This is a genomic window from Embleya scabrispora (assembly GCF_002024165.1).
Lineage (GTDB): Bacteria > Actinomycetota > Actinomycetes > Streptomycetales > Streptomycetaceae > Embleya > Embleya scabrispora_A.
Genome location: NZ_MWQN01000001.1, coordinates 6,509,687 through 6,531,572 on the forward strand (window position 1 = coordinate 6,509,687; position 21,886 = coordinate 6,531,572).

At 72.2% G+C, this 21,886-nt stretch carries 19 protein-coding genes; 15 read left to right on the top strand and 4 right to left on the bottom strand.

Annotated elements, in window-relative coordinates; all coding sequences use genetic code 11:
- Positions 1 to 3: 3 nt before the first annotated feature.
- Complete coding sequence (locus B4N89_RS28625) at positions 4 to 1,128, top strand: serpin family protein (protein WP_078978653.1); 1,125 nt, start codon at positions 4 to 6, stop codon at positions 1,126 to 1,128.
- An 886-nt stretch (positions 1,129 to 2,014) separates the two neighbouring features.
- A complete protein-coding gene (locus tag B4N89_RS28630) occupies positions 2,015 to 2,989 on the top strand; it encodes an LLM class F420-dependent oxidoreductase (protein ID WP_078978654.1) in 975 nt (324 codons plus the stop codon).
- A 14-nt stretch (positions 2,990 to 3,003) separates the two neighbouring features.
- On the opposite strand, the gene B4N89_RS28635 is transcribed toward B4N89_RS28630, so the two are convergent.
- From B4N89_RS28635 to B4N89_RS28650, 4 genes are all read right to left on the bottom strand, one after another.
- Positions 3,004 to 3,870 (bottom strand): amidohydrolase family protein, encoded by an 867-nt coding sequence (locus B4N89_RS28635; protein WP_078978655.1) that lies wholly within the window; start codon positions 3,868 to 3,870, stop codon positions 3,004 to 3,006.
- 105 nt (positions 3,871 to 3,975) lie between these two features.
- Positions 3,976 to 5,169: a lipid-transfer protein gene (locus B4N89_RS28640; RefSeq protein WP_078978656.1), complete on the bottom strand. Its 1,194-nt coding sequence runs from the start codon at positions 5,167 to 5,169 to the stop codon at positions 3,976 to 3,978.
- Positions 5,166 to 5,612, bottom strand: coding sequence for a Zn-ribbon domain-containing OB-fold protein (locus B4N89_RS28645; protein WP_078978657.1), 447 nt, complete (start codon positions 5,610 to 5,612; stop codon positions 5,166 to 5,168). The genes B4N89_RS28640 and B4N89_RS28645 overlap by 4 nt, the downstream gene beginning before the upstream one ends.
- 102 nt (positions 5,613 to 5,714) lie before the next feature.
- The gene (locus B4N89_RS28650) at positions 5,715 to 6,662 is read right to left on the bottom strand and encodes an AurF N-oxygenase family protein (RefSeq protein ID WP_078978658.1); all 948 of its coding nucleotides are present in this window, start codon (positions 6,660 to 6,662) and stop codon (positions 5,715 to 5,717) included.
- Positions 6,663 to 6,838: 176 nt separating this feature from the next.
- On the opposite strand from B4N89_RS28650, the gene B4N89_RS28655 reads away from it, so the two are divergent.
- The 13 genes from B4N89_RS28655 (at position 6,839) to B4N89_RS28715 (ending at position 21,880) form a co-directional block, all read left to right on the top strand.
- Complete coding sequence (locus B4N89_RS28655; RefSeq protein ID WP_078978659.1) at positions 6,839 to 8,884, top strand: acetoacetate--CoA ligase; 2,046 nt, start codon at positions 6,839 to 6,841, stop codon at positions 8,882 to 8,884.
- A 135-nt stretch (positions 8,885 to 9,019) separates the two neighbouring features.
- Complete coding sequence (locus B4N89_RS28660; RefSeq protein ID WP_078978660.1) at positions 9,020 to 10,378, top strand: glycosyltransferase 87 family protein; 1,359 nt, start codon at positions 9,020 to 9,022, stop codon at positions 10,376 to 10,378.
- A gap of 148 nt (positions 10,379 to 10,526) precedes the next feature.
- A complete protein-coding gene (locus B4N89_RS28665) occupies positions 10,527 to 11,987 on the top strand; it encodes a glycosyltransferase 87 family protein (protein ID WP_078978661.1) in 1,461 nt (486 codons plus the stop codon).
- 62 nt (positions 11,988 to 12,049) lie between these two features.
- On the top strand, positions 12,050 to 12,706 hold the full coding sequence (locus B4N89_RS28670) for a CDP-alcohol phosphatidyltransferase family protein (RefSeq protein WP_201260924.1): 657 nt from the start codon (positions 12,050 to 12,052) through the stop codon (positions 12,704 to 12,706).
- Between the two features lie 112 nt (positions 12,707 to 12,818).
- A complete protein-coding gene (locus tag B4N89_RS28675) occupies positions 12,819 to 15,314 on the top strand; it encodes a mannose-1-phosphate guanyltransferase (RefSeq protein ID WP_078978663.1) in 2,496 nt (831 codons plus the stop codon).
- Positions 15,315 to 15,537: 223 nt separating this feature from the next.
- Entirely contained in the window at positions 15,538 to 16,515 is a 978-nt protein-coding gene (locus B4N89_RS28680) for a DUF881 domain-containing protein (RefSeq protein WP_101897202.1), read from the top strand.
- On the top strand, positions 16,512 to 16,844 hold the full coding sequence (locus tag B4N89_RS28685) for a small basic family protein (protein WP_020548716.1): 333 nt from the start codon (positions 16,512 to 16,514) through the stop codon (positions 16,842 to 16,844). Before B4N89_RS28680 ends, B4N89_RS28685 begins: the two co-directional genes overlap by 4 nt.
- A 391-nt stretch (positions 16,845 to 17,235) precedes the next feature.
- The gene (locus tag B4N89_RS28690) at positions 17,236 to 18,120 is read left to right on the top strand and encodes a DUF881 domain-containing protein (RefSeq protein ID WP_078979708.1); all 885 of its coding nucleotides are present in this window, start codon (positions 17,236 to 17,238) and stop codon (positions 18,118 to 18,120) included.
- Positions 18,121 to 18,194: 74 nt separating this feature from the next.
- Complete coding sequence (gene gcvH / locus B4N89_RS28695; protein ID WP_078978666.1) at positions 18,195 to 18,581, top strand: glycine cleavage system protein GcvH; 387 nt, start codon at positions 18,195 to 18,197, stop codon at positions 18,579 to 18,581.
- Positions 18,582 to 18,960: 379 nt separating this feature from the next.
- On the top strand, positions 18,961 to 19,479 hold the full coding sequence (locus tag B4N89_RS53095; RefSeq protein WP_078978667.1) for an FHA domain-containing protein: 519 nt from the start codon (positions 18,961 to 18,963) through the stop codon (positions 19,477 to 19,479).
- Entirely contained in the window at positions 19,476 to 20,237 is a 762-nt protein-coding gene (locus tag B4N89_RS28705) for a MerR family transcriptional regulator (RefSeq protein ID WP_078978668.1), read from the top strand. Before B4N89_RS53095 ends, B4N89_RS28705 begins: the two co-directional genes overlap by 4 nt.
- A 186-nt stretch (positions 20,238 to 20,423) precedes the next feature.
- A complete protein-coding gene (locus B4N89_RS28710; RefSeq protein WP_078978669.1) occupies positions 20,424 to 20,897 on the top strand; it encodes a bifunctional nuclease family protein in 474 nt (157 codons plus the stop codon).
- A gap of 368 nt (positions 20,898 to 21,265) precedes the next feature.
- Entirely contained in the window at positions 21,266 to 21,880 is a 615-nt protein-coding gene (locus B4N89_RS28715) for a MerR family transcriptional regulator (protein ID WP_380000939.1), read from the top strand.
- Positions 21,881 to 21,886 lie beyond the last annotated feature (6 nt).

Here is a 21,886-nt window from a genome sequence, read left to right on the forward strand (position 1 = left end):
CGGATGGAACCGGCTCTGCGCGAACACGCGGGCGCCGTACGGGAGCTGGCCTCGCGCCTGCTCGACGCGATGCTGAGCGACGCCGGGGTGCGGTCGGCCGGTGGCGACGTGGTGTGCTCGCCGACCGGCCTGTGGCTGGCCCTCGCGGTGCCGGCCGTCGGCGCGGACGGGGACACCGCCGAGGAGTTGGCCGACGTGGTCGGTCTGGCCTGGCCGGAGGCGGCGCCCGCGGTGGACGCGGTGGCGCGCGAGCTGGCCGCGATCGAGGCGCTCGCGGTGGCCACCGGGGTGTGGAGCGCGGCGCCGCTGCGGGCCGAGTTCCGGGCCTCGCTGGCGGAGGTCGAATTCGGGTCGCCGGTGGAGGCGGACGCGCTGGACCGGTGGGTCGCGCGGGCCACCGATGGGCTGATCGAGCGGATGCCGGTGCGGATCTCCGAGGCGACGCGGCTGCTCGTGGTCGGCGCGCTCGCGCTGCGCGCCCGCTGGCGGGACGGGTTCGATCCCGCGCGCACGCGCGATCGGCCGTTCCGTGCCGCCGACGGCGCCCGGGAGCCGGTCCCGATGATGCACCGGGAGGTGCCCGCCGCCGATGTGTGGACGATCGACGGCCGCGACGGCGAGGTCACCGTGGTGGAACTGCCGTGCGCGGGGGAACGGCCCGCAAGGGTGCGCTTCGCGCTCGGCCCGCCGCAGGCCCCGCCGGCGTCGGTGATCACCGCCGGGTGGGCGCCGCGCGAGACGGGCAAGCCGTACGAGGGCGCGGCGGTGGAGGTGGCCGTGCCGCGCTTCGAGCTGCGCACCCGGCTCGACGTGGTGCCGCGGCTGCGGGAGCTCGGCGTGGCGGCGCCGCTGGGCGATGCCGCGGACTTTCGCTGGGCGAGCGACGAGCCGGTACGGATCGACGCGATGGTCCAGGAGTCGCTGCTGCGGGTCACCGAGGAGGGCGTCGAGGCGGCGGCGGTGAGCGCCGTCCAGCTCACCCCCGTGAGCTGGACCCCCAAGCCGCGTCCGGTGTGCTTCGACCGGCCCTTCGCGTGTGTGGTGACGGATCCCACCGGCTACGTGCCGCTGTTCGCGGGTTACCAGGCCACGGTGCCCCGGGAAGCGGCGGCGCCGACCTCCCGGTAGCCGGGGGCCGGGCACATCCGCCTGGACCACGGTCATGGCCGGCCGGACCGGCTCGTGTCGCGTACACGTGCGGCCGATGGCCGCGCGTGGGCCGGCGGCGAACGTCGCGCCGCCCACCTCGACGGTCGTCGTGCCCTCGTGCACGTGCACGTGCAGAAGCTCGCGCGTACCGGTCGGGCGCACGTCGGCGGACACCTCGCCGTGTGCCGCCGGACGCGGTTCCCACACCTCGGTGAACGGTGCGGAGGGCTCGTCGATCGGCGGCGGAGCACCCGTTCCCGGCCGCATGACCGGGTCGGCGCGCCGTCGCCGTCGCGGTCGCCGCGGTCACCACGGCCGACCGAAGCGTGTCCGCGCTCACCTGGGCATTCGGGGTCGAACCCGCCGACCGGGCGCGCACCCTGGCCGCCTACCGCGCGGTGGTCACCCTCGAGATCAGCCTCGGCGCCCCGGCCATCGGCCCGAACGACGCGGCGGCGTTCCGCGGTCGTGCCCGTCGACGCCGCCGTGCTCGTCCGGGTGGCCGGGCCGCTCACGACGATCCCGGTGCCGCCGGCTCGGACGGCGAACACGCACGTCGGCACGCCGCCCGCCCGGCCGCCGCGCTGCCCGGTCGCGCTCCCCGCCGCCGCGCTGCCCGGCCGCTGCGCCGCTGCCCCGCCGCCGCGCTGCCCGGCCGCCGCGTTGCCCGCCGCCCCGCTGCCCCGTTGCCCGGCCGCCCCGCCGCCCCGCCGCCCGGTCGCCCCGCCGCCCGGTCGCCCCGCTGCCCGGCCGCCCAGCTGCCGACGCTCGCCATTGGCGCGAGCGGCGCGTCGTGCGCACGGCCGCGCTGTGGTAGTCCTGATCGACCACCACGACCGTCTCGGGAGTACGCGAAGGAGCACGCATGGATCAGGCCCGCTTCGGGATCACCGTTCCGCTCAACGCCCCGCTCACCGAACACCCCCGCCTGATCCGCGAGTTGCGCAAGGCGGGCTACACCGACGTCTGGTCGGCCGAGGTGGACGGCTCGGACGGCTTCACCCCGCTCGCCGTGGCGGCCCTCGCCGACCCGGACGTGCGCCTGGGCACCGCGATCGTCTCGCCGTACACGCGCGGCCCGGCCACCCTGGCGATGACCGCGGCGGCACTCGCCGAGGTCGCCCCCGGCCGCTTCCACCTGGGCCTCGGTGCCGGCTCCGCGCCGATCGTCGAGGGCTGGAACGGGGCCGAGTTCACCCGGCCGTACCAGCGGGTGCGGGACACCGTGCGGTTCCTGCGCGCGGCGTTCGCGGGGGAGAAGGTCACCGAGGAGTACGAGACCTTCGCGGTGCGCGGCTTCCGGCTGTCCCGGCCGCCGCAGAGCCCGCCGCCGATCCTGGTCGCCGCGCTGCGCCCGGGCATGTTGCGGCTCGCCGGCCGCGAGGCGGACGGCGCGATCCTGAACTGGCTCTCCGCCGAGGACGTCGAGCGGGTGGTGCCCCATGTGCGCGAGGGCGGCCCGGACAAGGAGGTCGTCGCGCGGATCTTCGTCGTGCCGACGGGGGACCGGGACACCGCGCGGGCGATCGGCCGACGGATGATCACCGCCTACCTCACCGTCCCGGTCTACGCCGACTTCCACCGGTGGCTCGGGCGCGAGGAGCAGTTGGCGCCGATGTGGGAGGCGTGGGCCGAGGGCGACCGCAAGCGGGCCCTGGACCTGGTCCCGGACACGGTGCTCGACGACCTGATCGTGCACGGCGAACCGGCCGAGTGCCGGGCGCGAATCGCCCGCTACGTCGCGGCCGGCGTCACCGTCCCGGTCCTGGCCGTCATCGACCCCCGCCCCGGCGCGGATCCGATCGAGGCGGCACTCGCCCTGGCCCCGACGGCGGGCTGAACGCCGGCGGTCGATCAGAGCCCGAGCACCCGCAGGGCGTTGGTCCGCAGGAACTTCGGCCACACCTCGTCCTTGAAGCCGACCCCGGGCAACTCGGCGAAGATCCGGTCCAGGGTCAGCCCGTACGGGAAGTAGCCCGCGTACATGATCTTGTCCGCCCCGCGCGTGTTCGCGTAGTCGACGATCGCGCGCGGGTAGTGCTTGGGCGCGAACGCCGACGAGGACCAGTGCAGGCCCGGCCACTTGAGCATCAGTTTGACCGCCAGGTCGCACCACGGTTCGCCGCCGTGGCGCAGCACCACGGTCAGTTCGGGGAAGTCGTAGCAGACCCGGTCGAAGCGCATCACCTCCTGCGCCGCGGCCGGCACCCGGGGCCCGGGGATGCCCGCGTTCACGAACACCGGCAGGCCCAGGTCCACGCAGGTCGCGTAGAGCGGATACGCCAGCCGGTCGTCGATCGGCACCGGGGGTGTGCAGCCGCACGGGAAGAAGGTCGCGGCCAGGACGCCCGCCTCCTCGCGGGCCCGGCGCAACCCGCGCACGCCCGCCATCACGTCGGTCGGATCCACCTGGAAGCTGCCGAGCAGCCGATCCGGGTGCCGGCGCACCGCGTCGAGGGTGTCCGGGTCCTCGAACGAGACCGGGATCAGCGCCTTTTCCACGCCGAACCGGTCCATCTCGCGCAGCAGGTCCTCGGCCGAGGAATCGGTGCGCTCCATCTCGGGCAGGTCCTTGAACATGTAGCCGGCCGGATGGGTCATCCCGGTCCGGCTGTCCTCGTCCCGCAGGGTGCCCGCCATCGCGGTCGCCCACCAGCGCCGGTCCCGATTCGGCAGACCCATCAGCAGGTCGACCACGCCGATGCCGTCCGGAATACCCATGCACACCTCCGTACAACGGAAGCGACCCCGGAGCCGGCCGGGGCCGTGTCGCGGCCGGGGCTCCGGGATCGTTTCGGTGACTTGTCGGTTCGTTCCCGCAGGCCGCTAGCGGGTGACCACGATCGACGAACCGTGCCCGAACAGGCCCTGGTTGGCGGTGATGCCCACGCGTGCGCCCGCCACCTGGCGGTCGCCGGCCTCGCCGCGCAACTGCCAGGTCAGCTCGCAGACCTGGGCGATCGCCTGCGCGGGGACCGCCTCGCCGAACGAGGCCAGGCCGCCGGAGGCGTTGACCGGGATCCGGCCGCCGATCTCCGTCGCGCCGTCGCGCAGCAGCTTCTCCGCCTCGCCGCGCGCACAGATGCCCAGATCCTCGATCCAGTCCAACTCCAGGGCGGTGGACAGGTCGTAGACCTCGGCCAGGCTCAGGTCCTCGGGCCCGATGCCGGCCTCCTCGTACGCGGCGTGCGCGAGCGAGGCGCGGAAGGACAACTCCTGCGGGGCGACCGCGGCCGAGGAGTCGGTCGCGATGTCGGGCAGCTCGATCAGCGCGCTCGGGAAGGTCGGGGTGACCGTGGAGACCGCCGAGATGCGCACCGGGTCGGTGGTGTGCCGGGCGGCGAACTCCTTGCTGCACAGCACCACGGCCGCCGCGCCGTCGGAGGTCGCGCAGATGTCCATCAGCCGCAGCGGGTCGCACACGATCGGGGAGGCGGCCACATCCTCCGCGGTGAACGCCTTGCGGTAGCGGGCGTTCGGGTTGGCCAGGCCGTTGCGCGCGTTCTTGACCTTGACCTTGGCGAAGTCCTCGACCGAGGCGCCGTACAGGTCGATCCGCCGCCGGGCGTACATCCCGAAGTAGGCCGGGTTGGTGGCGCCGAGCAGGTGGAAGCGCACCCAGTCCGGGTCGTCGGGGCGGTCCCCGCCGACCGGCGCGAAGAAGCCCTTGGGGGCCGCGTCGGCGCCGACCACGAGGGCCACGTCGCACAGGCCGGCCAGGATCTGCGCGCGAGCGCTCGCGATGGCGTGCGAGCCGGAGGCGCAGGCCGCGTACGAGCTGGAGATGCGCGCCCCGGTCCAGCCGAGCGCCTGGGCGAAGGTGGCGCCGGCGACGAAGCCCGGGTAGCCGTTGCGGATGGTGTCCGCGCCCGCGACGAACTGGATGTCCTGCCAGGCCAGCCCGGCGTCCTTCAGCGCGTCCTGGGCGGCCTTGACGCCGTACTCGACGAAGTTGCGGCCCCACTTGCCCCACGGGTGCATGCCCGCGCCCAGGACGACGATCTCGCGGTCGTTGCTCATGCCCGAACCTCCACCGGCCGCACGTTCCACGTGGTGTGCACGTACTCGTCGTCCTCGTACAGCACGCCAGGCACGATCTCCACCGTGTCGCCGACCTTCAGGTCGTCCACGCCCACCCCGGGCGCGCCCTGGCCGAGCACGATCAGGCCCTCGGCCTCCAGGCGCACCGCGACGATCGTGTACGGCCGCCACTCGACGTCCGGATCGGACACGAACGGCGCCGGCGGGCGGTAGCCGGCGTTCGTGTACGACCACACGGTGCCGCGCCGGGACAGCGGTATCTCGGCGAACTCGGTGCCGGAGCACGCCGGGTTGCCGCAGAACGTCTCCCGGCGCGGGAAGAACACGGTCCCACAGGCGGTACACCGGGTGCCGAGGAGGGAGAAATCCTCCCCGGACGTGGTGAACCAACCGGGGACCACGGGCTTGTGGTCCTTCGTCACGGGGCCCTCCAACTCGTCTGGCCGTCTCGTCCGATGTGTGTCCGGACCACAGTCTGACGGATCGTCAGTTCCGTGCGCCAACCCGACCGGGGGTATTTACGGTCACACCCGTCGGCGTGCCGGGGACGGTTCCTGACGCCCCATCAGGCCCGACGCCCGCCACAACCGCAGGCCCGGCCCACCGAGCAGGCCCTGCTCGTCGTAGAACCCGATCAGCCGCCGCGACCAGTGGGCGAGCGTGTCCAGCCGGTGCGGATTGGCCCGCGCGGCGCGATACGCCTCGGCCGAATCCAGACCCACCGCCGCGTACACCCCCGGGTGCACCAGTCGGGTGGCGATGATGTGCGCGGCCCGGGCCAGCGCCAGCCGGGTGATCGCCCGCTCCGCCCGGGACAGGTGCGGCGCGCCCCGGGCCACCTCGTCGCGCGCGTAGCGCACGTGCCGGGCCTCCTCGATCACGTGGATTCGGGCGGTTTGCCGGGTGATCGGCTGCAGCGACTCGTCGGCCGTCATCTCGCGCTGCATCGTGTCCAGGACCTCCTCGGCGATCAGCGCCATCGCGAAGGCCTGCACGCCCGAGCCGAAGGTCTTCATCGCCCGCGCCGCCATGTGCGCGTACGGGCCGGGTCCGTACTCCGGGCACTCCAGCTTGTCGATCAACCGGCCGAACATGGTCGAGTGCCGGCACTCCTCGGCGATCTCCATGAACGCGTACTGCACGTGTCGCGAGGTCAACGGCCGGTCGTAGACGTGCCGGATGAGCAGTTGCATCAGCACGACCTCGAACCAGATGCCGACACTGGCCATCGAGGCGACCTCGTGCCGGGACAGGTCGACGCGCTGCCGCTCGCTCATCCGCTCCCACAGGGGCGTGCCGTACAGACTGACCCGATGCGCGGGCAGGAAGTAGGCGCCGTCGACCAGCGGGGCGTCCCAGTCGACGTCGGTGATCGGATCGAACGCGTGCGCGTGGGACGCGGCCAGCAGCCGTTCCGCGACGCGTTCGCGGTCGGTGCCGGAGTCGCTGACGGTGGGGTGTGGGGTGGGCATGCGGGGCCTCCTTCGCCGGTTGTGCCGCCGGACTTGTTTCCCGTCGGTAACATCCCGCGTTCGCTCCGCCGCGTCCAGAGTCCGCACGAAGATCCTTTGCGACTCGCCCGGGGGATGCGCGCGCGGGCGCGAGATGGCAGGGTCGGGGGGCACACCGCGTGGAGGGGGCAACAAAGATGACGGAATCGAGCGAGCGGGCCGAGTTGCTGTGGCAGCCGTCGGCCGAGCGGGTCGCCGCCGCGGCGGTCACCCGCTATCGCGCGTGGCTCGCCGCCGAACGCGGCGTCCACGCCGTGGACTACGCCCGATTGTGGGAGTGGTCGACCACCGAACCCGAGGCGTTCTGGGCCTCGCTGTGCGACTGGTTCGACCTCGACCTGGGCGATCGTGAGGTGGTGCTGGCGGACCGGACCATGCCCGGTGCCCGCTGGTTCCCGAACGCCCGGCTGAACTACGCCCAGCAGGTGCTGCGGCATGCCGAGGACGGCGACCCCGAGCGCCCCGCGATCGTCCACCTGGACGAGGAGCTGACCCCGCGCGAGATCTCCTGGGTCGAGCTGCGCCGCCAAGTGGCGTCCTGCGCGGCGACCCTGCGCGAGTTGGGCGTGCGCCCCGGCGACCGGGTCGCGGCCTACGTGCCGAACACCCCGCACGCGGTGATCGGGCTGCTCGCCTGCGCCTCGATCGGCGCGGTGTGGTCGGCCTGCGCGCCCGACTTCGGCGCGCGCAGCGTGCTCGACCGGTTCCAGCAGATCGAGCCGGTGGTGCTGCTCGCGGTGGACGGCTACCGCTACGGCGGCAAGGAGGTCCGCCGCGCCGACGTGGTCGCCGAACTGCGCGAGGGCCTGCCGACCGTGCGACACGTGTTGCACGTACCGCTGCTCGACGAGCCGACGCCCGACGGCGTGCTGCCCTGGGCCGAGGTGATCGGGCGCGACCTGCCCGACGACGGGCTCGACTTCGCGTCGGTCGGCTTCGACCACCCGCTGTGGATCCTGTACTCCTCCGGCACCACAGGCCTGCCCAAGGCGATCGTCCAGGGCCACGGCGGGATCGTGCTCGAACACCTCAAGCAGGCCGCGTTCCAGCTCGACTTGGGCCCGAACGACCGCTTCTTCTGGTACACCTCCACCGGCTGGATGATGTGGAACATGCTGGTCGGCGGCCTGCTCGCGGGCAGCACGATCGTGCTCTACGACGGCAGCCCCGGCTACCCGGGCCCCGAGGCCCAGTGGACCGTGGTGGAGCGGGCCGAGGTGACCTGGTTCGGCACCTCCGCCGCCTACGTGATGGCCTGCCGCAAGAAGGGGCTGACCCCGCGCGCCTCGCACGACCTGAGCCGGGTGCGGGCGCTGGGCACCACCGGCTCGCCGCTCCCGCCGGACGGCTTCCGCTGGGTCTACGACGCGGTGGGCGCCGACATGTGGCTGGCCTCGGTCAGCGGCGGCACCGACGTGTGCAGCGCCTTCGTCGGCGGCAGCCCGGACCTGCCCGTATATCTCGGCGAGATCCAGTGCCGGGCGCTGGGCTGCGCGATCGAGGCCTGGGACGAGCAGGGCCGGCCGGTGGTCGACGAGGTGGGCGAACTGGTGATCACCCAGCCGATGCCCTCGATGCCGATCCACTTCTGGAACGACCCCGACGACGCGCGCTACCGGGCCAGCTACTTCGACACCTACCCCGGCGTGTGGCGGCACGGCGACTGGATCACGCTCACCGAGCGCGGCACGGTCGTGGTGCACGGCCGCTCCGACTCGACGCTGAACCGGCAGGGCGTGCGGATGGGGTCGAGCGACATCTACGAGGCCGTCGAACGCCTCCCCGAGGTGCGCGAGTCGCTGGTGGTCGGTCTGGAGCTGCCCGACGGCGGCTACTGGATGCCGCTGTTCGTGGTCCCCGCGCCCGGCCACACGCTCGACGAGGCGCTCCAGGCCCGGATCCGCGCGGTGATCCGCGAGGAGGTCTCGCCCCGGCACGTACCGGACGAGATCATCGCCGCGCCGGGCGTGCCGCACACCCTCACCGGGAAGCGGATCGAGATCCCGGTGAAGAAGCTGCTCCAGGGGCGCGCCCTGGAGGACGCGGTCAACCCCGGCTCGGTCGACGACCTCGACGTGCTGCGCTTCTACGCCGAGGTGGGCCGCTCGCGGGCGCGGGCGCAGGAAAGCAGGCAGGCGGACAAGCCGGCCGACAAGCCCGAGGACAGGCCCGCAGACAAGTAGGACGAGAAGTCGACATAGGCGGTGGCATCGGACGGATCGGTTCGCAACGGCTCGGAACATCCGATGAACACAACACCGTGACGCGCACGGAGTAGTGCGGAGCAAACGGACGTCGGCGGTGGCACGATCAGGTGCATGCCCGAGACGTCACGTCGCATCCAGCGCTTCCCCGGACGTCTCCCGGTGCTGGCCGCGGCCCTGATCGCGGGGTCGGTCACCGCCTACGTCGCGCTCGCGCTGAGCCGGCCGGCGGCCATGTGGTGGCTCGGCGACCTGCGGGTCTACCAGGCCGGCGGGCGGGCCATCCTGGACGGTCGGGGGCGGCTCTACTCGATGTCGGTCGGGATGGCCCACCTGCCGTTCACCTACACCCCGTGCGCCGCGCTGCTGTTCACCCCGCTGGCCTGGTTGCCGTGGGGGGTGCTGCGCTGGGTGTCGGTCGCGGGCAACCTCGTGCTGCTCACCCTGGCCGCGCATCTGGCCTGGGGCATGGTCGGCGTGCGCCGCCCGCGCCGACTGCCCGCGGCGGCGATCACCGCCGCCGTCCTGCTGTGGAGCGAACCCGTCCAGGAGACGCTGCGGTTCGGCCAGATCAACCTGCTGCTGCTGGTGGTGATCCTGGCCGACCTCTCCCGGGCGCCCGGTACCCGACTGCGCGGCTGCGGGGTGGGTCTGGCGGCCGGGCTCAAGCTCACCCCGGCGATCCTGATCCCCTACCTGTTCCTGACCGGCCGGGTGCGCGAGGGGCGCAACGCCGTCCTCGCGCTCGGGGCCGGACTGTTCGTCGCCTTCGCCGTGCTGCCGCGCGAGTCGCTGCGCTACTGGGGCGGCCTGTTCCTGGACGACACCCGGGTCGGCCCCGTGCAACTCCCGGGCAACCAGTCGCTGCGCGGGATACTGATCCGCCTCACCCACGAGGCACCCCCGCCGGGCCCGCTGTGGTTCGCGATCGCGGGCGCGGTCGGCGCCGGCGGCCTCGCCCTGGCCGCGGTGATCGGCCGCGGCCGACCGAACGACCCGCGCCGCGACCTGGCCGGCCTGTGCGTCACCGCGCTGACCGGACTGCTGGTGTCGCCGATCTCGTGGACCCACCACTGGGTGTGGATCGTGCCCGGCGGCGTGCTCCTGGTCGACGTCGCCCGGCGGGCCGGTCCGTTCCGGATCCGGGCCGGGCTCGCCGCGCTCGCCCTGGTCGCGCTCACCGCCGCGGTGCCGGGACGCCGGGTGGAGTTGCCGGTGCCGGTGCCGACCGGACTGATCTGGCAGGTGCCCTACCGCGACGGCCGCGAACTGCGGCTCGCCGGGTGGGACCTGGTGCTGGCCGACGCGTACACTCTCGCCGGGCTGGCCGCGCTGCTCACGATCGCGGTGGGTCTGGCCGCGAGCCGGCGAAAGTGCGCGAGCCCGTCGGCGGAAGCCGTTACTCTCGATCCGCCGGAACCGGTGGGCCGACCGTCCCCGGGGAGTTCCACGCCCACCCCGGCCGGGGTGTAGCCCCCGTCCGGACGGACGCGGTGTCACGGTCCGCGGTTCCCGTCCGCGGCACTGAACGCCGGGCCGTTTCGACCGTGTGGATATCCTGACCCGGCGCCACCCGGACTGGCGCCCATTGAACCGTGCAGTTGTGGAGTCCCCGACCGACATGTCCTTGCCCCGCGTGCTCGTCACCTCCTGCCGCGAGTTGTTGACGCTCGCGCCCCGCGTCCCGTTCGGGCACGAGCACAGCCGGGAACCCCGTCGGCCCGGACGCGTCGCGCTCGTCGGCGGCGCCCTGATGGTGCTCTCGCTCGGACTGTGGGCGCTGTGGACCTACCTCAATCGCCGCGACATGTGGCACATGCTCGACCTGAGCGTCTATCACGACGCCGTGCACAGGTTGCGCGACGGCGACCGGATCTACACCGAGAACTACGGCAAGTGGGAACTGCCCTTCATCTACCCGCCGATCTCCGGGCTGCTCTTCTACGTCGTGCTGCCGCTGGGCTTCGCCGGCCTCAAATGGTTCATGGCGAGCCTCAGCCTGCTCTCGCTGTTCGCCGTGGTCTGGGCCTCGTGGGGAATGCTCGGCTACCGCCGCGGCGCGGGCCGGTTCGGGGTCAGCGCGGCCACCTTCGCCGTGGTCCTGTGGTTGGAGCCGGTCGAATGGACGCTGGTCTGGGGGCAGATCAATCTGCTGCTCCTGGCGCTGATCGTGCTCGACCTGGCGCTGCCCGACGATCGCCGCTACAAGGGCATCGGGGTCGGCGTCGCGGCCGGCCTCAAACTCACCCCCGCGATCTTCGTCGTATACCTGCTGATCACCCGCCGGTTCCGGGCCGCCGCCGTGGCCTCCGGCGCGTTCGTCGGCACCGTCCTGGTGGGTCTGGTCGCCGCGCCGTCGGCGTCCGCGTACTACTGGGCGAACCTGGTGTCGATCAGCGGCAAGGTCAATTCCAAGCTCAGCGTCGGCACCCTCAACAACCAGTCGGTGCAGGGCATGTTCACCCGCATGCTCGGCGACGGCGGGGCGGCCACGGGGCTGTGGCTGCTGCTCTGCCTGGTCATCGGGGCGCTCGGCCTCCTGGCCGCCGCACGCGCCTCGCTGTACGGCAACGAACTGGTCGGCGTAGTGGTCACCGGCGGCCTGTCGCTGTTCGTCTCGCCCATCTCGTGGTCGCACCACTGGGTGTGGGTCGTGCCCGTGTTCGTTCTGCTCACGCACACCGCGCTGACCCGGGCGAGACCGCTGTGGTGGTGGCTGACCGGCACCTTTTTCGTGTTCTTCGCGGCCTGGCCGATGCGGCTGAACGTCTTCGGCGACTGGGACGGCGCGCAGACGCTCCAGCCCTGGGGCCTGATCTGGCTCGCCCCCCGGGACGGCGACCGGGAACGGCACTGGACGCCCATCGAGTTCGTGCTCGGCAACGGCTACCTGATCGCGGGCATCGTGCTCACCCTGACCCTGGTCCTGCACATCCTGCGCGATCGCACCGCGCTGCCGACGCTCCCCGCACCGGGCGCCGCGAGCACCGAGGCCGCGAGCGCCGGCGAGGGCGCGGCCGAGACCGGCACGCCCGAGAGCCCCGCCCCGGACCCGGTCTCCGGCGGCTCCGGGCGTCGCTGAGCCCGTTCGGCGCGACATAGGCTGACCTCGAACGAAGACCACCGGAAGAAAGCAGAGGACCCGTGGACGCCCACGTGGACGCGGCCCCGCCGCCTACCCGGGAGGGCGGCGTCGACGCTCCCAGCGACCGGATCGTGACGATCCCCAACCTGCTCAGCTTCGCCCGCCTGCTCGGTGTCCCCGTCTTCCTGTGGCTCATCCTGGCGCCCGAGTTCGGCGGCCCCAAACACGACCTGTGGGCGCTGGCGCTGCTCATGCTCAGCGGGATCAGCGACTACCTCGACGGCAAACTGGCCCGCCGCTGGAACCAGGTCAGCAAGGTCGGCGCGATCCTGGACCCGGCCGCCGACCGGCTCTACATCCTCGCCACCCTGGTCGGCCTGACCTGGCGCGAGATCCTGCCGATCTGGCTGACCGCGATCATCCTGGGCCGCGAGTTGTTCATGGGCGTGGTGCTGTTGATCCTGCGCCGGCACCGCTACGGCGCGCTCTCGGTCAGCTTCGTCGGCAAGGCCGCGACCTTCAATCTCATGTACGCCTTCCCGCTCCTGCTGCTCAGCGACGGCACCGGACGTGTCGCAACTCTCGCCGCGATCTTCGGATGGGCGTTCGCCTGGTGGGGTACCGCGCTGTACTGGTGGGCAGGAGTCCTCTACGCAGCCCAGGCCAAACGGCTCGTGGCCGCGGACAAGGCGAGTCGCACAGCGACCGCCGGGTAGCGAAGGGAACGCCGGACAACACGGCGATCACGAGATACTCAAGCCACGCCACCCGGCCCCGGCAATTCAGCCGTGGGTGCGGGTGGTGTGACGCGATAGGAGGACGAGACCGATGAAGGCCGTCGTCATGGCCGGAGGCGAAGGCACCCGCCTGCGCCCGATGACCTCCAGCATGCCCAAGCCGCTGCTGCCGGTGGTCAACCGACCGATCATGGAGCATGTGCTAAGGCTCCTCAAGCGCCACGGGCTTTCCGAGACCGTCGTCACCGTCCAGTTCCTCGCGTCGCTCGTACGCAACTACTTCGGCGACGGCGAAGAACTCGGCATGAGCCTGACGTACGCGAACGAGGAGACCCCGCTCGGCACCGCGGGCAGCGTCAAGAACGCCGAGGAGGCGCTCAAGGACGACACGTTCCTGGTCATCTCCGGCGACGCACTCACCGACTTCGACCTCACGGCACTGGTCGAGTACCACCGGGCCAAGGGGGCCCTGGTCACCGTCTGTCTGACCCGGGTGCCCGACCCCCTCGAATTCGGCATCACGATCATCGACGACGAGGGCCGGGTGGACCGGTTCCTGGAGAAGCCGACCTGGGGTCAGGTCTTCTCGGACACCGTCAACACCGGCATCTACGTGATGGAACCCGAGGTCTTCGACTACGTCGCCGCGGGTGTGTCGGTGGACTGGTCGGGTGACGTGTTCCCCAAGCTCCTCAAGGAGGGCAAGCCGATCTACGGCTATGTCGCCGAGGGCTACTGGGAGGACGTCGGCACCCACGAGAGCTACCTCAAGGCCCAGGCCGACGTGCTCACCGGCAAGGTCGACGTGGACATCGACGGCTTCGAACTGTCCCCGGGGGTATGGGTCGCCGAGGGCGCCGAGGTGGACCGCGACGCGATCCTCAAGGGCCCGCTCTACATCGGCGACTACGCCAAGGTCGAGGGCGGCGTGGAACTGCGCGAGCACACCGTGCTCGGCTCCAACGTGGTGGTCAAGCGCGGCGCCTTCCTGCACAAGGCGGTGGTGCACGACAACGTCTACATCGGCCCGCAGACCAATCTGCGCGGCTGTGTGATCGGCAAGAACACCGACGTGATGCGCGCCGCCCGGATCGAGGAGGGCGCGGTCATCGGCGACGAGTGCCTGATCGAGGAGGAGTCGCTGGTCTCCGGCGACGTGCGGATCTATCCGTTCAAGACGATCGAGGCCGGCGCGGTCGTCAACACCTCGGTGATCTGGGAGTCGCGCGGTCAGAAGTACCTGTTCGGCCCGCGCGGGGTCTCCGGCATCCTCAATGTCGAGATCACCCCCGAACTCGCCGTCCGGCTGGCCGGGGCCTACGCCACCACGCTCAAGAAGGGCGCCACCGTCACCACCGCGCGCGACCACTCGCGCGGTGCCCGGGCGCTCAAGCGGGCGGTGATCTCCGCGCTCCAGGCCAGCGCGATCAACGTGCGCGACCTGGAGAACGTGCCGATGCCGGTGGCCCGTCAGGAGACCGCGCGCGGCTCGGCCGGCGGGATCATGATCCGAACCACGCCCGGGGTGCCGGACTCGGTGGACATCATGTTCTTCGACGAGCGCGGGGCCGACCTCTCGCAGGCCGCGCAGCGCAAGCTCGACCGGGTCTTCTCGCGCCAGGAGTATCGCCGGGCCTTCCCCGGCGAGATCGGGGAACTCACGTTCCCCGCGCGGCCGTTCGACAGCTACTCCGGATCGCTGCTGAAGGCCCTGGACATCACCGGGGTGCCCGAGTCCGGGCTCAAGGTGGTGGTGGACGCCGCGCACGGCAACGCCGCCCTGCTGCTGCCCAGCATCCTGGGCCGGCTGGGCATCGACGCGCTCACCGTCAACTCCGGGCTCGACGACGCCCGGCCCACCGAGACCGCCGACGAGCGGCACGAGGGGCTGCTGCGGCTCGGCGAGATCGTCGCCTCCTCGAAGTCCGGGTTCGGCGTGCGCTTCGACCCGGTCGGCGAGCGCATGTCGCTGGTGGACGAGCGCGGCCGGATCATCGACGACCACCGGGCGCTGCTCGTCCTGCTCGACTGCGTGGCGGCCGAGCGCGGCGGCGGCAAGATCGCGCTGCCGGTGACCACGACCCGGATCGCCGAGCAGGTCGCGGCCTATCACGGCGTCCAGGTGCAGTGGACCACCACCTCGCCCGACGACCTGGCGCGGGCCGCCCAGTCCGACGACACGATCTTCGGCGGCGACGGGCGCGGCGGGTTCGTCATCCCCGAGTTCAGCACCGTCTTCGACGGCACCGCCGCGTTCGTCCGGCTGATCGGCCTGGTCGCGCGCACCCAGCTGACGCTGAGCCAGATCGACGCGCGCATCCCGCGCGCGCACGTGCGCCGGCGGGACGTGGCCACGCCGTGGGCGGCCAAGGGCATGGTGATGCGCCGCGTGGTCGAGGCCGCGGGCGACCGGGAGATCGACACCACCGACGGCGTGCGCGTGGTGGAGACCGACGGCCGCTGGGCGCTGGTGCTGCCGGACCCGGCCGAGGCGGTCACACACGTGTGGGCCGAGGGCCCCGACGACGACGCCGCGGACGAACTCCTGGACGAGTGGAGCCGGGTGGTGGAGCACGCGGGCGACTGACGCCCGTTCCCCCTCGATCCGATCCCGCTCGCCGGCCGCCGCCGTCGGCGGTGGCCGGGAGTGTCTTGTAGGGTCTTTTCCGGCCGTGGATCGCCGCACGCGATCCGCGGCCGGATCCCGTATCGGACCCTGCAGCCGGCACTCCGACCGGCATGGAACGATGGGGCGCATGTCAACGCGGGAGACACCGGGAACAAGCCGGTACAGGCGGCCGGACGCCTCGATGTCCCTGCTCGTGGACATGATGACCAACAGCCTCGACGCCGGCTACGCGGAAGCCACCGCGCGGCGCGCGGTGCGCGGCGACACCGGCATGAACAAGGGCCCGCTGGCCCGGATACTCGCGGTCGTCGGAGTCGCGCTGATCGCGATGATCCTGATGGTCGCCGCGATGAAGGTGCACGCCGCCGCGCCGCAGGCCGAGCGCGAGCGGCACCAGCTGGTCGACCGCATCCACGCCGACGAGGCAGAGGTGGACGGCCTCCAGTCCACCGTGGAGCGGTTGCGCGACGAGGTGGACGCGATCCAGGAGGTCTCCCTGCCCAAGGGGGCCAAGGACCGGGTCGAACTGCTCGCGCTGCTCACCGGATCCGAACCGGTCGAGGGGCCGGGGCTGAAGGTGGTCGCCGACGACGCCAAGGGCTCGGACAACACCAACGGCACCAGCGACCCGCGCCAGGCCGAGGCCGCGGCCAACGGCCGGATCCTGGACCGGGACCTCCAGCGGCTGGTCAACGGCCTGTGGAAGGCCGGCGCCGAGGCCATCTCGATCAACAACCAGCGGCTGACCGCGCTGTCCGCGATCCGCGCCGCCGGTGCCTCGATCCTGGTCGACAACCGCCCGCTCGCGCCGCCCTATACGATCCTGGCGATCGGCAACGCGAAGCCGATGCAGGTGGAGTTCATGGTCGGCGCGGACGGGCGGTATCTGCGCCAGTTGCAGGAGAACTACGGGATCCGGGTCAACCTGAGCGCGCAGAAGAAGATGAAGCTGCCCGCCGCCCTGGGCACCTCGCTGCGCTACGCGAACCCGGCGGGCGCGCCGCCGCCGGCCCCGCCGCCGAGCACCCCGGCCAAGTCGACCCCGACCACACCGCCCGCCACGCCCTCGGGCACCGGCGGACCGCCGAGCGGTTCGGCCCGGCCGACCGGCGCGCCGACAACGTCGCAAAAGGCGACCGAACGAAAGGGTAAACAGTGATCGCGGTCCTCGGCCTGGTCCTCGGGGTCGTGGTCGGGTATCTCGCCCGACCCGTGATCCCGCACGAGCTGGAGCCGTACCTGCCCATCGCGGTCGTGGCCGCCCTCGACGCGGTCTTCGGCGGCCTGCGCGCACTGCTCGACGGCATCTTCGACGACAAGGTCTTCGTGGTCTCGTTCCTGTCGAACGTGGTCGTCGCGGCCCTGATCGTCTTCCTCGGCGACAAGCTGGGCGTCGGCGCGCAGTTGTCCACCGGCGTGGTGGTCGTGCTCGGCATCCGGATCTTCTCCAACGCGGCGGCCATCCGGCGGCACGTCTTCCGGGCCTGACGGGGAGTCACACATGGCCGACGAAACGGACGAGACGCACGGGCGACACGCCCGCCACGACGAGGATCCACGGGAGTTGGGCCTCCCGCGCGCACCGCAGGAGCCGCAACGCCCGCCGGCGCGGGTGCCGGCACCGGACGCGGAACCGGTGCCGGCACCCGGGATCGAGCCGGAGCCGGAGGCGCCCTCCGCCCGCAAGCCCACGATCGAGACCCGGCGCCCGGTCGACCTCTACCACGAGGGTCGCCACATCCGGGAGCGGATCCGCGAGCAGGCCGCCGAGGTGACCTCGGAGATCGCGCCGATCACCGCGCCGGTGCGCGAGTCCGCGCACGAGGTACGGCACACGCTCCCGGCGTACGAACCGCGTGAAACACCCGAACCGGGCGACCTGTCCGGACTTTCGCACGCGGGGGCGCGCGCCGAAGCGCGCGACACGCCCGGGTCGGAATCGGATTCGGCCCGGGCCGCGCCGCCCGTCGGGGCCGACCACGTCGATCCGCACCCGGTCGCGTCGCATTCCGCCGAGCCGGTCGACGACCAGCCGGGTCGACGCCGGCTGATCGAGGCGTTCTGGCCGCCGCGCGTGAGCCGGGCCCAACTCGTGGGCGCCGTGCTGCTGTTCGCGCTCGGCGCCGGGCTGGCCATCCAGGTCAGATCGAACAACGAGTCGGACCCGCTGCGCGGCGCGCGGCAGGAGGACCTGGTCCGGGTGCTGGACGAACTCAACGCGCGCACTCGGCGGTTGGAGGACGAGAAGCACCGCCTCGAGAACAGCCGCACACAGCTCCAGAGCAGCAACGACCGGGTCCAGGAGGCCCGCCAGCAGAACGCGGCCAAGGCGGACGCCCTGGGCGTGCTGGCGGGCACCGTCAAGGCGAGCGGGCCCGGTATCACGCTGACCATCACCGACCCGCAGCGCCAGGTCACCGGCGACGTGCTGCTCGACACGCTCCAGGAACTGCGCGCGGCGGGCGCCGAGGTGATCCAGATCAACGATGTCCGCGTGGTGGCCGGGACCTGGTTCAATGGCACGCCGCCGGGCGACATCGTGATCGACGACGTCAAGGTGCTGCCGCCGTACGTGTTCAAGGTGATCGGCAATCCGCAGGATCTCCAGCCCGCGCTGAACATCCCCGGAGGCGTGGTGAAGACGCTGGAGAAGAAGCAGGCGGGGGCCATCGTCACCCCCTCGCAGGACGTGCAGATCGACGCCTTGCGGCCTGCGAACAAGCCTGGTTACGCTCGCTCGGCACCGGGCGCCGGTAACGGGTGAGCACACCTGACAGAATCAGTCCGCCGGTCGCCGTCGGTGCATCACTTCTCAGGCAAGAAGGGCAGGCTGTCCGCATGTACCCCGCAGATCTCGCGTACACGACGGAGCACGAATGGGTGCGCGTCATGGAAGAGATCTCCGGGACGGTGCGGATCGGCATCACCGAATACGCGCAGGACGCGCTCGGCGACATCGTCTACGTCACGCTGCCGCCGGTCGGCACCCGCGTCGTGGCCGGACAGCCCTGCGGCGAACTGGAATCGACCAAGAGTGTCAGCGACCTCTTCGCGCCGCTCGACGGCGTCGTGACCACCGTCAACGACGCGCTCGACGGCGCACCGGAGTTGGTCAACTCCGATCCCTACGGCGATGGTTGGATGTTCGAGGTGCGCCTCGACGACCCCGCCGCCCCGGCCGCGCTCTTGGACGCGGCCGCCTACCAGAACAGCCTGGGCTCCTGACGGCCCGGCGAAGCGGTAGGCAGTCCATCACCACGACCCACTCCTCCTGCCCCACGGGCGGGCCAGGTTCTCTCGGGGAGGTTCGCCCGTGAAGTTGTTCGCGAAATTGTTCGGTCGTTCCCGTCGCTCCGGCGACGCGCCGGCTGCCGATGCGGGAAGGTCCGGCAATCCGCCGGCCGCCCCGCCGACGATGCCGCCGGGTTCCCCCTACGGGGCCTCCACCGGCGCGTCGCCCGCTCCCGACTCCGCCCCCCGGATGGGCGAATCCGACGCCACCGCCGGGCATGTCGCTGTTGACCAGGAACACACGGCGCGCATAAGTTTCGGGCAACTCTCGACCGAAGGTCGAGGTTCGACCGGGACGGGTCAGGAGGCCGACGTGATCGTGTGCGGCACCTGTGGGCACCACAACCCGCCCGGCGGCCGGTTCTGCTCCAACTGCGGCGCGCGCCTGGGCGCCGGCGCCGAGCGGGCGTCGGAGCAGACCTCGACCATCTCGATCAGCGGCATCGAGGCGCTGGACGCGGAACCCGCGCCCCGCGAGATCCTGACCCCCGAGGCGCAGGCCGCGGTGGACGCGCTGCCGCCGGGGACCGCGCTCCTCGTGGTGCGGCGGGGCCCCAACTCCGGCAGCCGCTTCCTGCTCGACTCGGACCGCACCACGGCCGGTCGGCACCCGCAGAGCGACATCTTCCTCGACGACGTGACGGTCTCGCGCAAGCACGCCGAGTTCCGCCGCACCGCCGGGGGCTTCGCGGTCGCCGACGTGGGCAGCCTGAACGGCACCTACGTGGGCCGCGAGCGCATCGACGAGGTTCCGCTGACGCCCGGCGACGAGGTCCAGATCGGCAAGTATCGACTGGTCTTCTTCCCGAGCAGGCAGGGGCTGATGGGGTGAGTCCGGCGGCGGCCGGATCGGTCTCCTCGAGCATCGGCGGGGTGTTGACCCTGCTGCGTCCCGAGTTCCCGGACATCAGCATCTCCAAGATCCGGTTCCTCGAGGCGGAAGGGCTCATCGAGCCGCAGCGGAGCCCGTCGGGCTACCGCAAGTTCGGCCCCGCCGACATCGAACGACTGCGCTACGTGCTGCGTGTGCAGCGCGACCGCTACCTGCCCCTGCGGGTGATCAAGGACCAACTCGACGCGATGGATCGCGGGCTCGAACCGGCCGGCCCGACCCCGGCCGAATCCGCGCACCCCGGGGACGGGGACGGCGATCCCGGAGCGGCCGGCCGGGACGGGGGCACGGTGCTCCTCGACCGGCCGGGGCTGATCGCCGCGGCCGGCATCCAGGACGCGGATCTGGCCCGGCTCGAGGAGTTCGGCCTGATCCAGCCGCACCGGCCGCGCCCCGACGGGGCCGGTGCGGACCCGGCCGAGGAGGGCGTTGTCTACGACGGGGACGCGCTCGTGGTGGCCCGCCTGGTGGCCGCGCTCGGCCGCTACGGCGTCGAGCCGCGCCACCTGCGCCAGGCCAAGGCCGCGGCGGACCGCGAGGCCGCCCTGGTCGAGCAGATCGTCGCGCCGCTCCTGCACCGCAGGGGCGCCCGCGCGAAGGCGGGCGCCGAGGAGACCGTCCGCGACCTGCTGGCGCTCACCTCGCGCCTGCACACCGTCCTGGTCACCACCGCGCTCGCGCCCCGCCTGGGCCGCTGATCGGCGCCCCGACGCGGCGTGCCCGCCTCGGCGCCCTACCCCGGCGTACGGTCGGCGCGCCGAACGCCGCCCGTCCCGGCCCCTCGCCGGCCGCCTCGCGGCGCCGCGAAGAAAAAACGACGAATCCCCGACCTATTCGGCCCCCGGGGATCGGTCACCGACAGTCGGGCGCGCTAGTGTGGCGATGTGAACGAGCTAGAGGTTGTGGGCGTCCGGGTGGAGATGCCCTCTAACCAGCCGATCGTGCTCCTACGGGAGACGGGGGGCGATCGTTATCTCCCCATCTGGATCGGCCCGGTAGAGGCGACGGCCATCGCGTTCGCCCAACAGGGCGTGGTACCCGCGCGTCCTCTGACGCACGATCTGTTCAAGGACGTGCTGGAGGCGTTGGGGCAGGAATTGACCCAGATCCGGATCATCGACCTGCGCGAGGGCGTGTTCTACGCCGAGCTGGTCTTCTCCGGCGGCGTGGAGGTCAGCGCGCGCCCGTCGGACGCGATCGCGCTCGCGCTGCGCACCGGGACGTCGATCGTGGGCAGCGACGCGGTCCTGGACGAGGCGGGCATCGTGATCCCCAACGAGCAGGAGGACGAGATCGAGAAGTTCAGGGAGTTCCTGAACGACATCTCGCCCGAGGACTTCGGCACCACGAGCCAGTAGCCGGCCCGCCCCGGCCCCGGCGCATCCTCGGAACCGTCGACCGACCCCTCGCCTCCTCGGCGACCGGGTCCCGGTCGGCGGTTCTTCGCGTCTCGGACCCGATCAGGGTCGATCGATTCCGAGCAGAGGCGATCAGTGGCAAAGTCGGCAGACCTACCCGTGTCCATGGGGTTCAAACCACTCGTGCGAGCAGCGTCACTCGGCGTGCCGAACGGCCCGGTCGTTGACGCGCTGTTGGTGACTGCCTACCGTCGAAATCGACAGTTCCGGGATGACCCCTGCGCGTTGCACCTCGCCGCCTGCGGCCCGGGACTGAAAGAGACTCCTCGCGCCGTACCCGGGCGCGCGGGGACGAAAGGGAGGTCGGCGTGAGCAGCACCGGCGACATCACGGCGGCGGAGCGCGCCCGCACGGCACGTCCTCTGCCGGCGACCGACCCCGGTGCGGGCCTCCGGCGGCCGGACGTCGTCCCACCCGGCACTCCGTCGGAGGACGTGGGCTACCGCGGCCCGACCGCCTGCGCGGCGGCCGGCATCACCTACCGGCAACTCGACTACTGGGCCCGCACCGGCCTGGTCGAGCCCACGGTCCGCTCGGCCCACGGTCCGGGCACGCAGCGGCTGTACGGCTTCCGCGACATCCTGGTGCTGAAGATCGTCAAACGGCTCCTGGACACCGGCGTCTCGCTGCAGAACATCCGGATCGCGGTCGCCCACCTGCGCGGACGCGGCATCGGCGACCTGGCCGGGATGACCCTGATGAGCGATGGGGCGAGCGTGTACGAGTGCACGTCCTACGACGAGGTCATCGACCTGGTCCAGGGCGGCCAGGGCGTCTTCGGCATCGCGGTGGGGGCGGTGTGGCGCGAGGTCGAGGGCTCGCTCGCGCAACTCCAGGGCGAGCACACCGGCACCGGGGAGCCGACGCCACAGGTCCATCCGGGCGACGAGTTGGCCCGCAGACGTCGAGATCGCGCGGTCTGAGCGGCG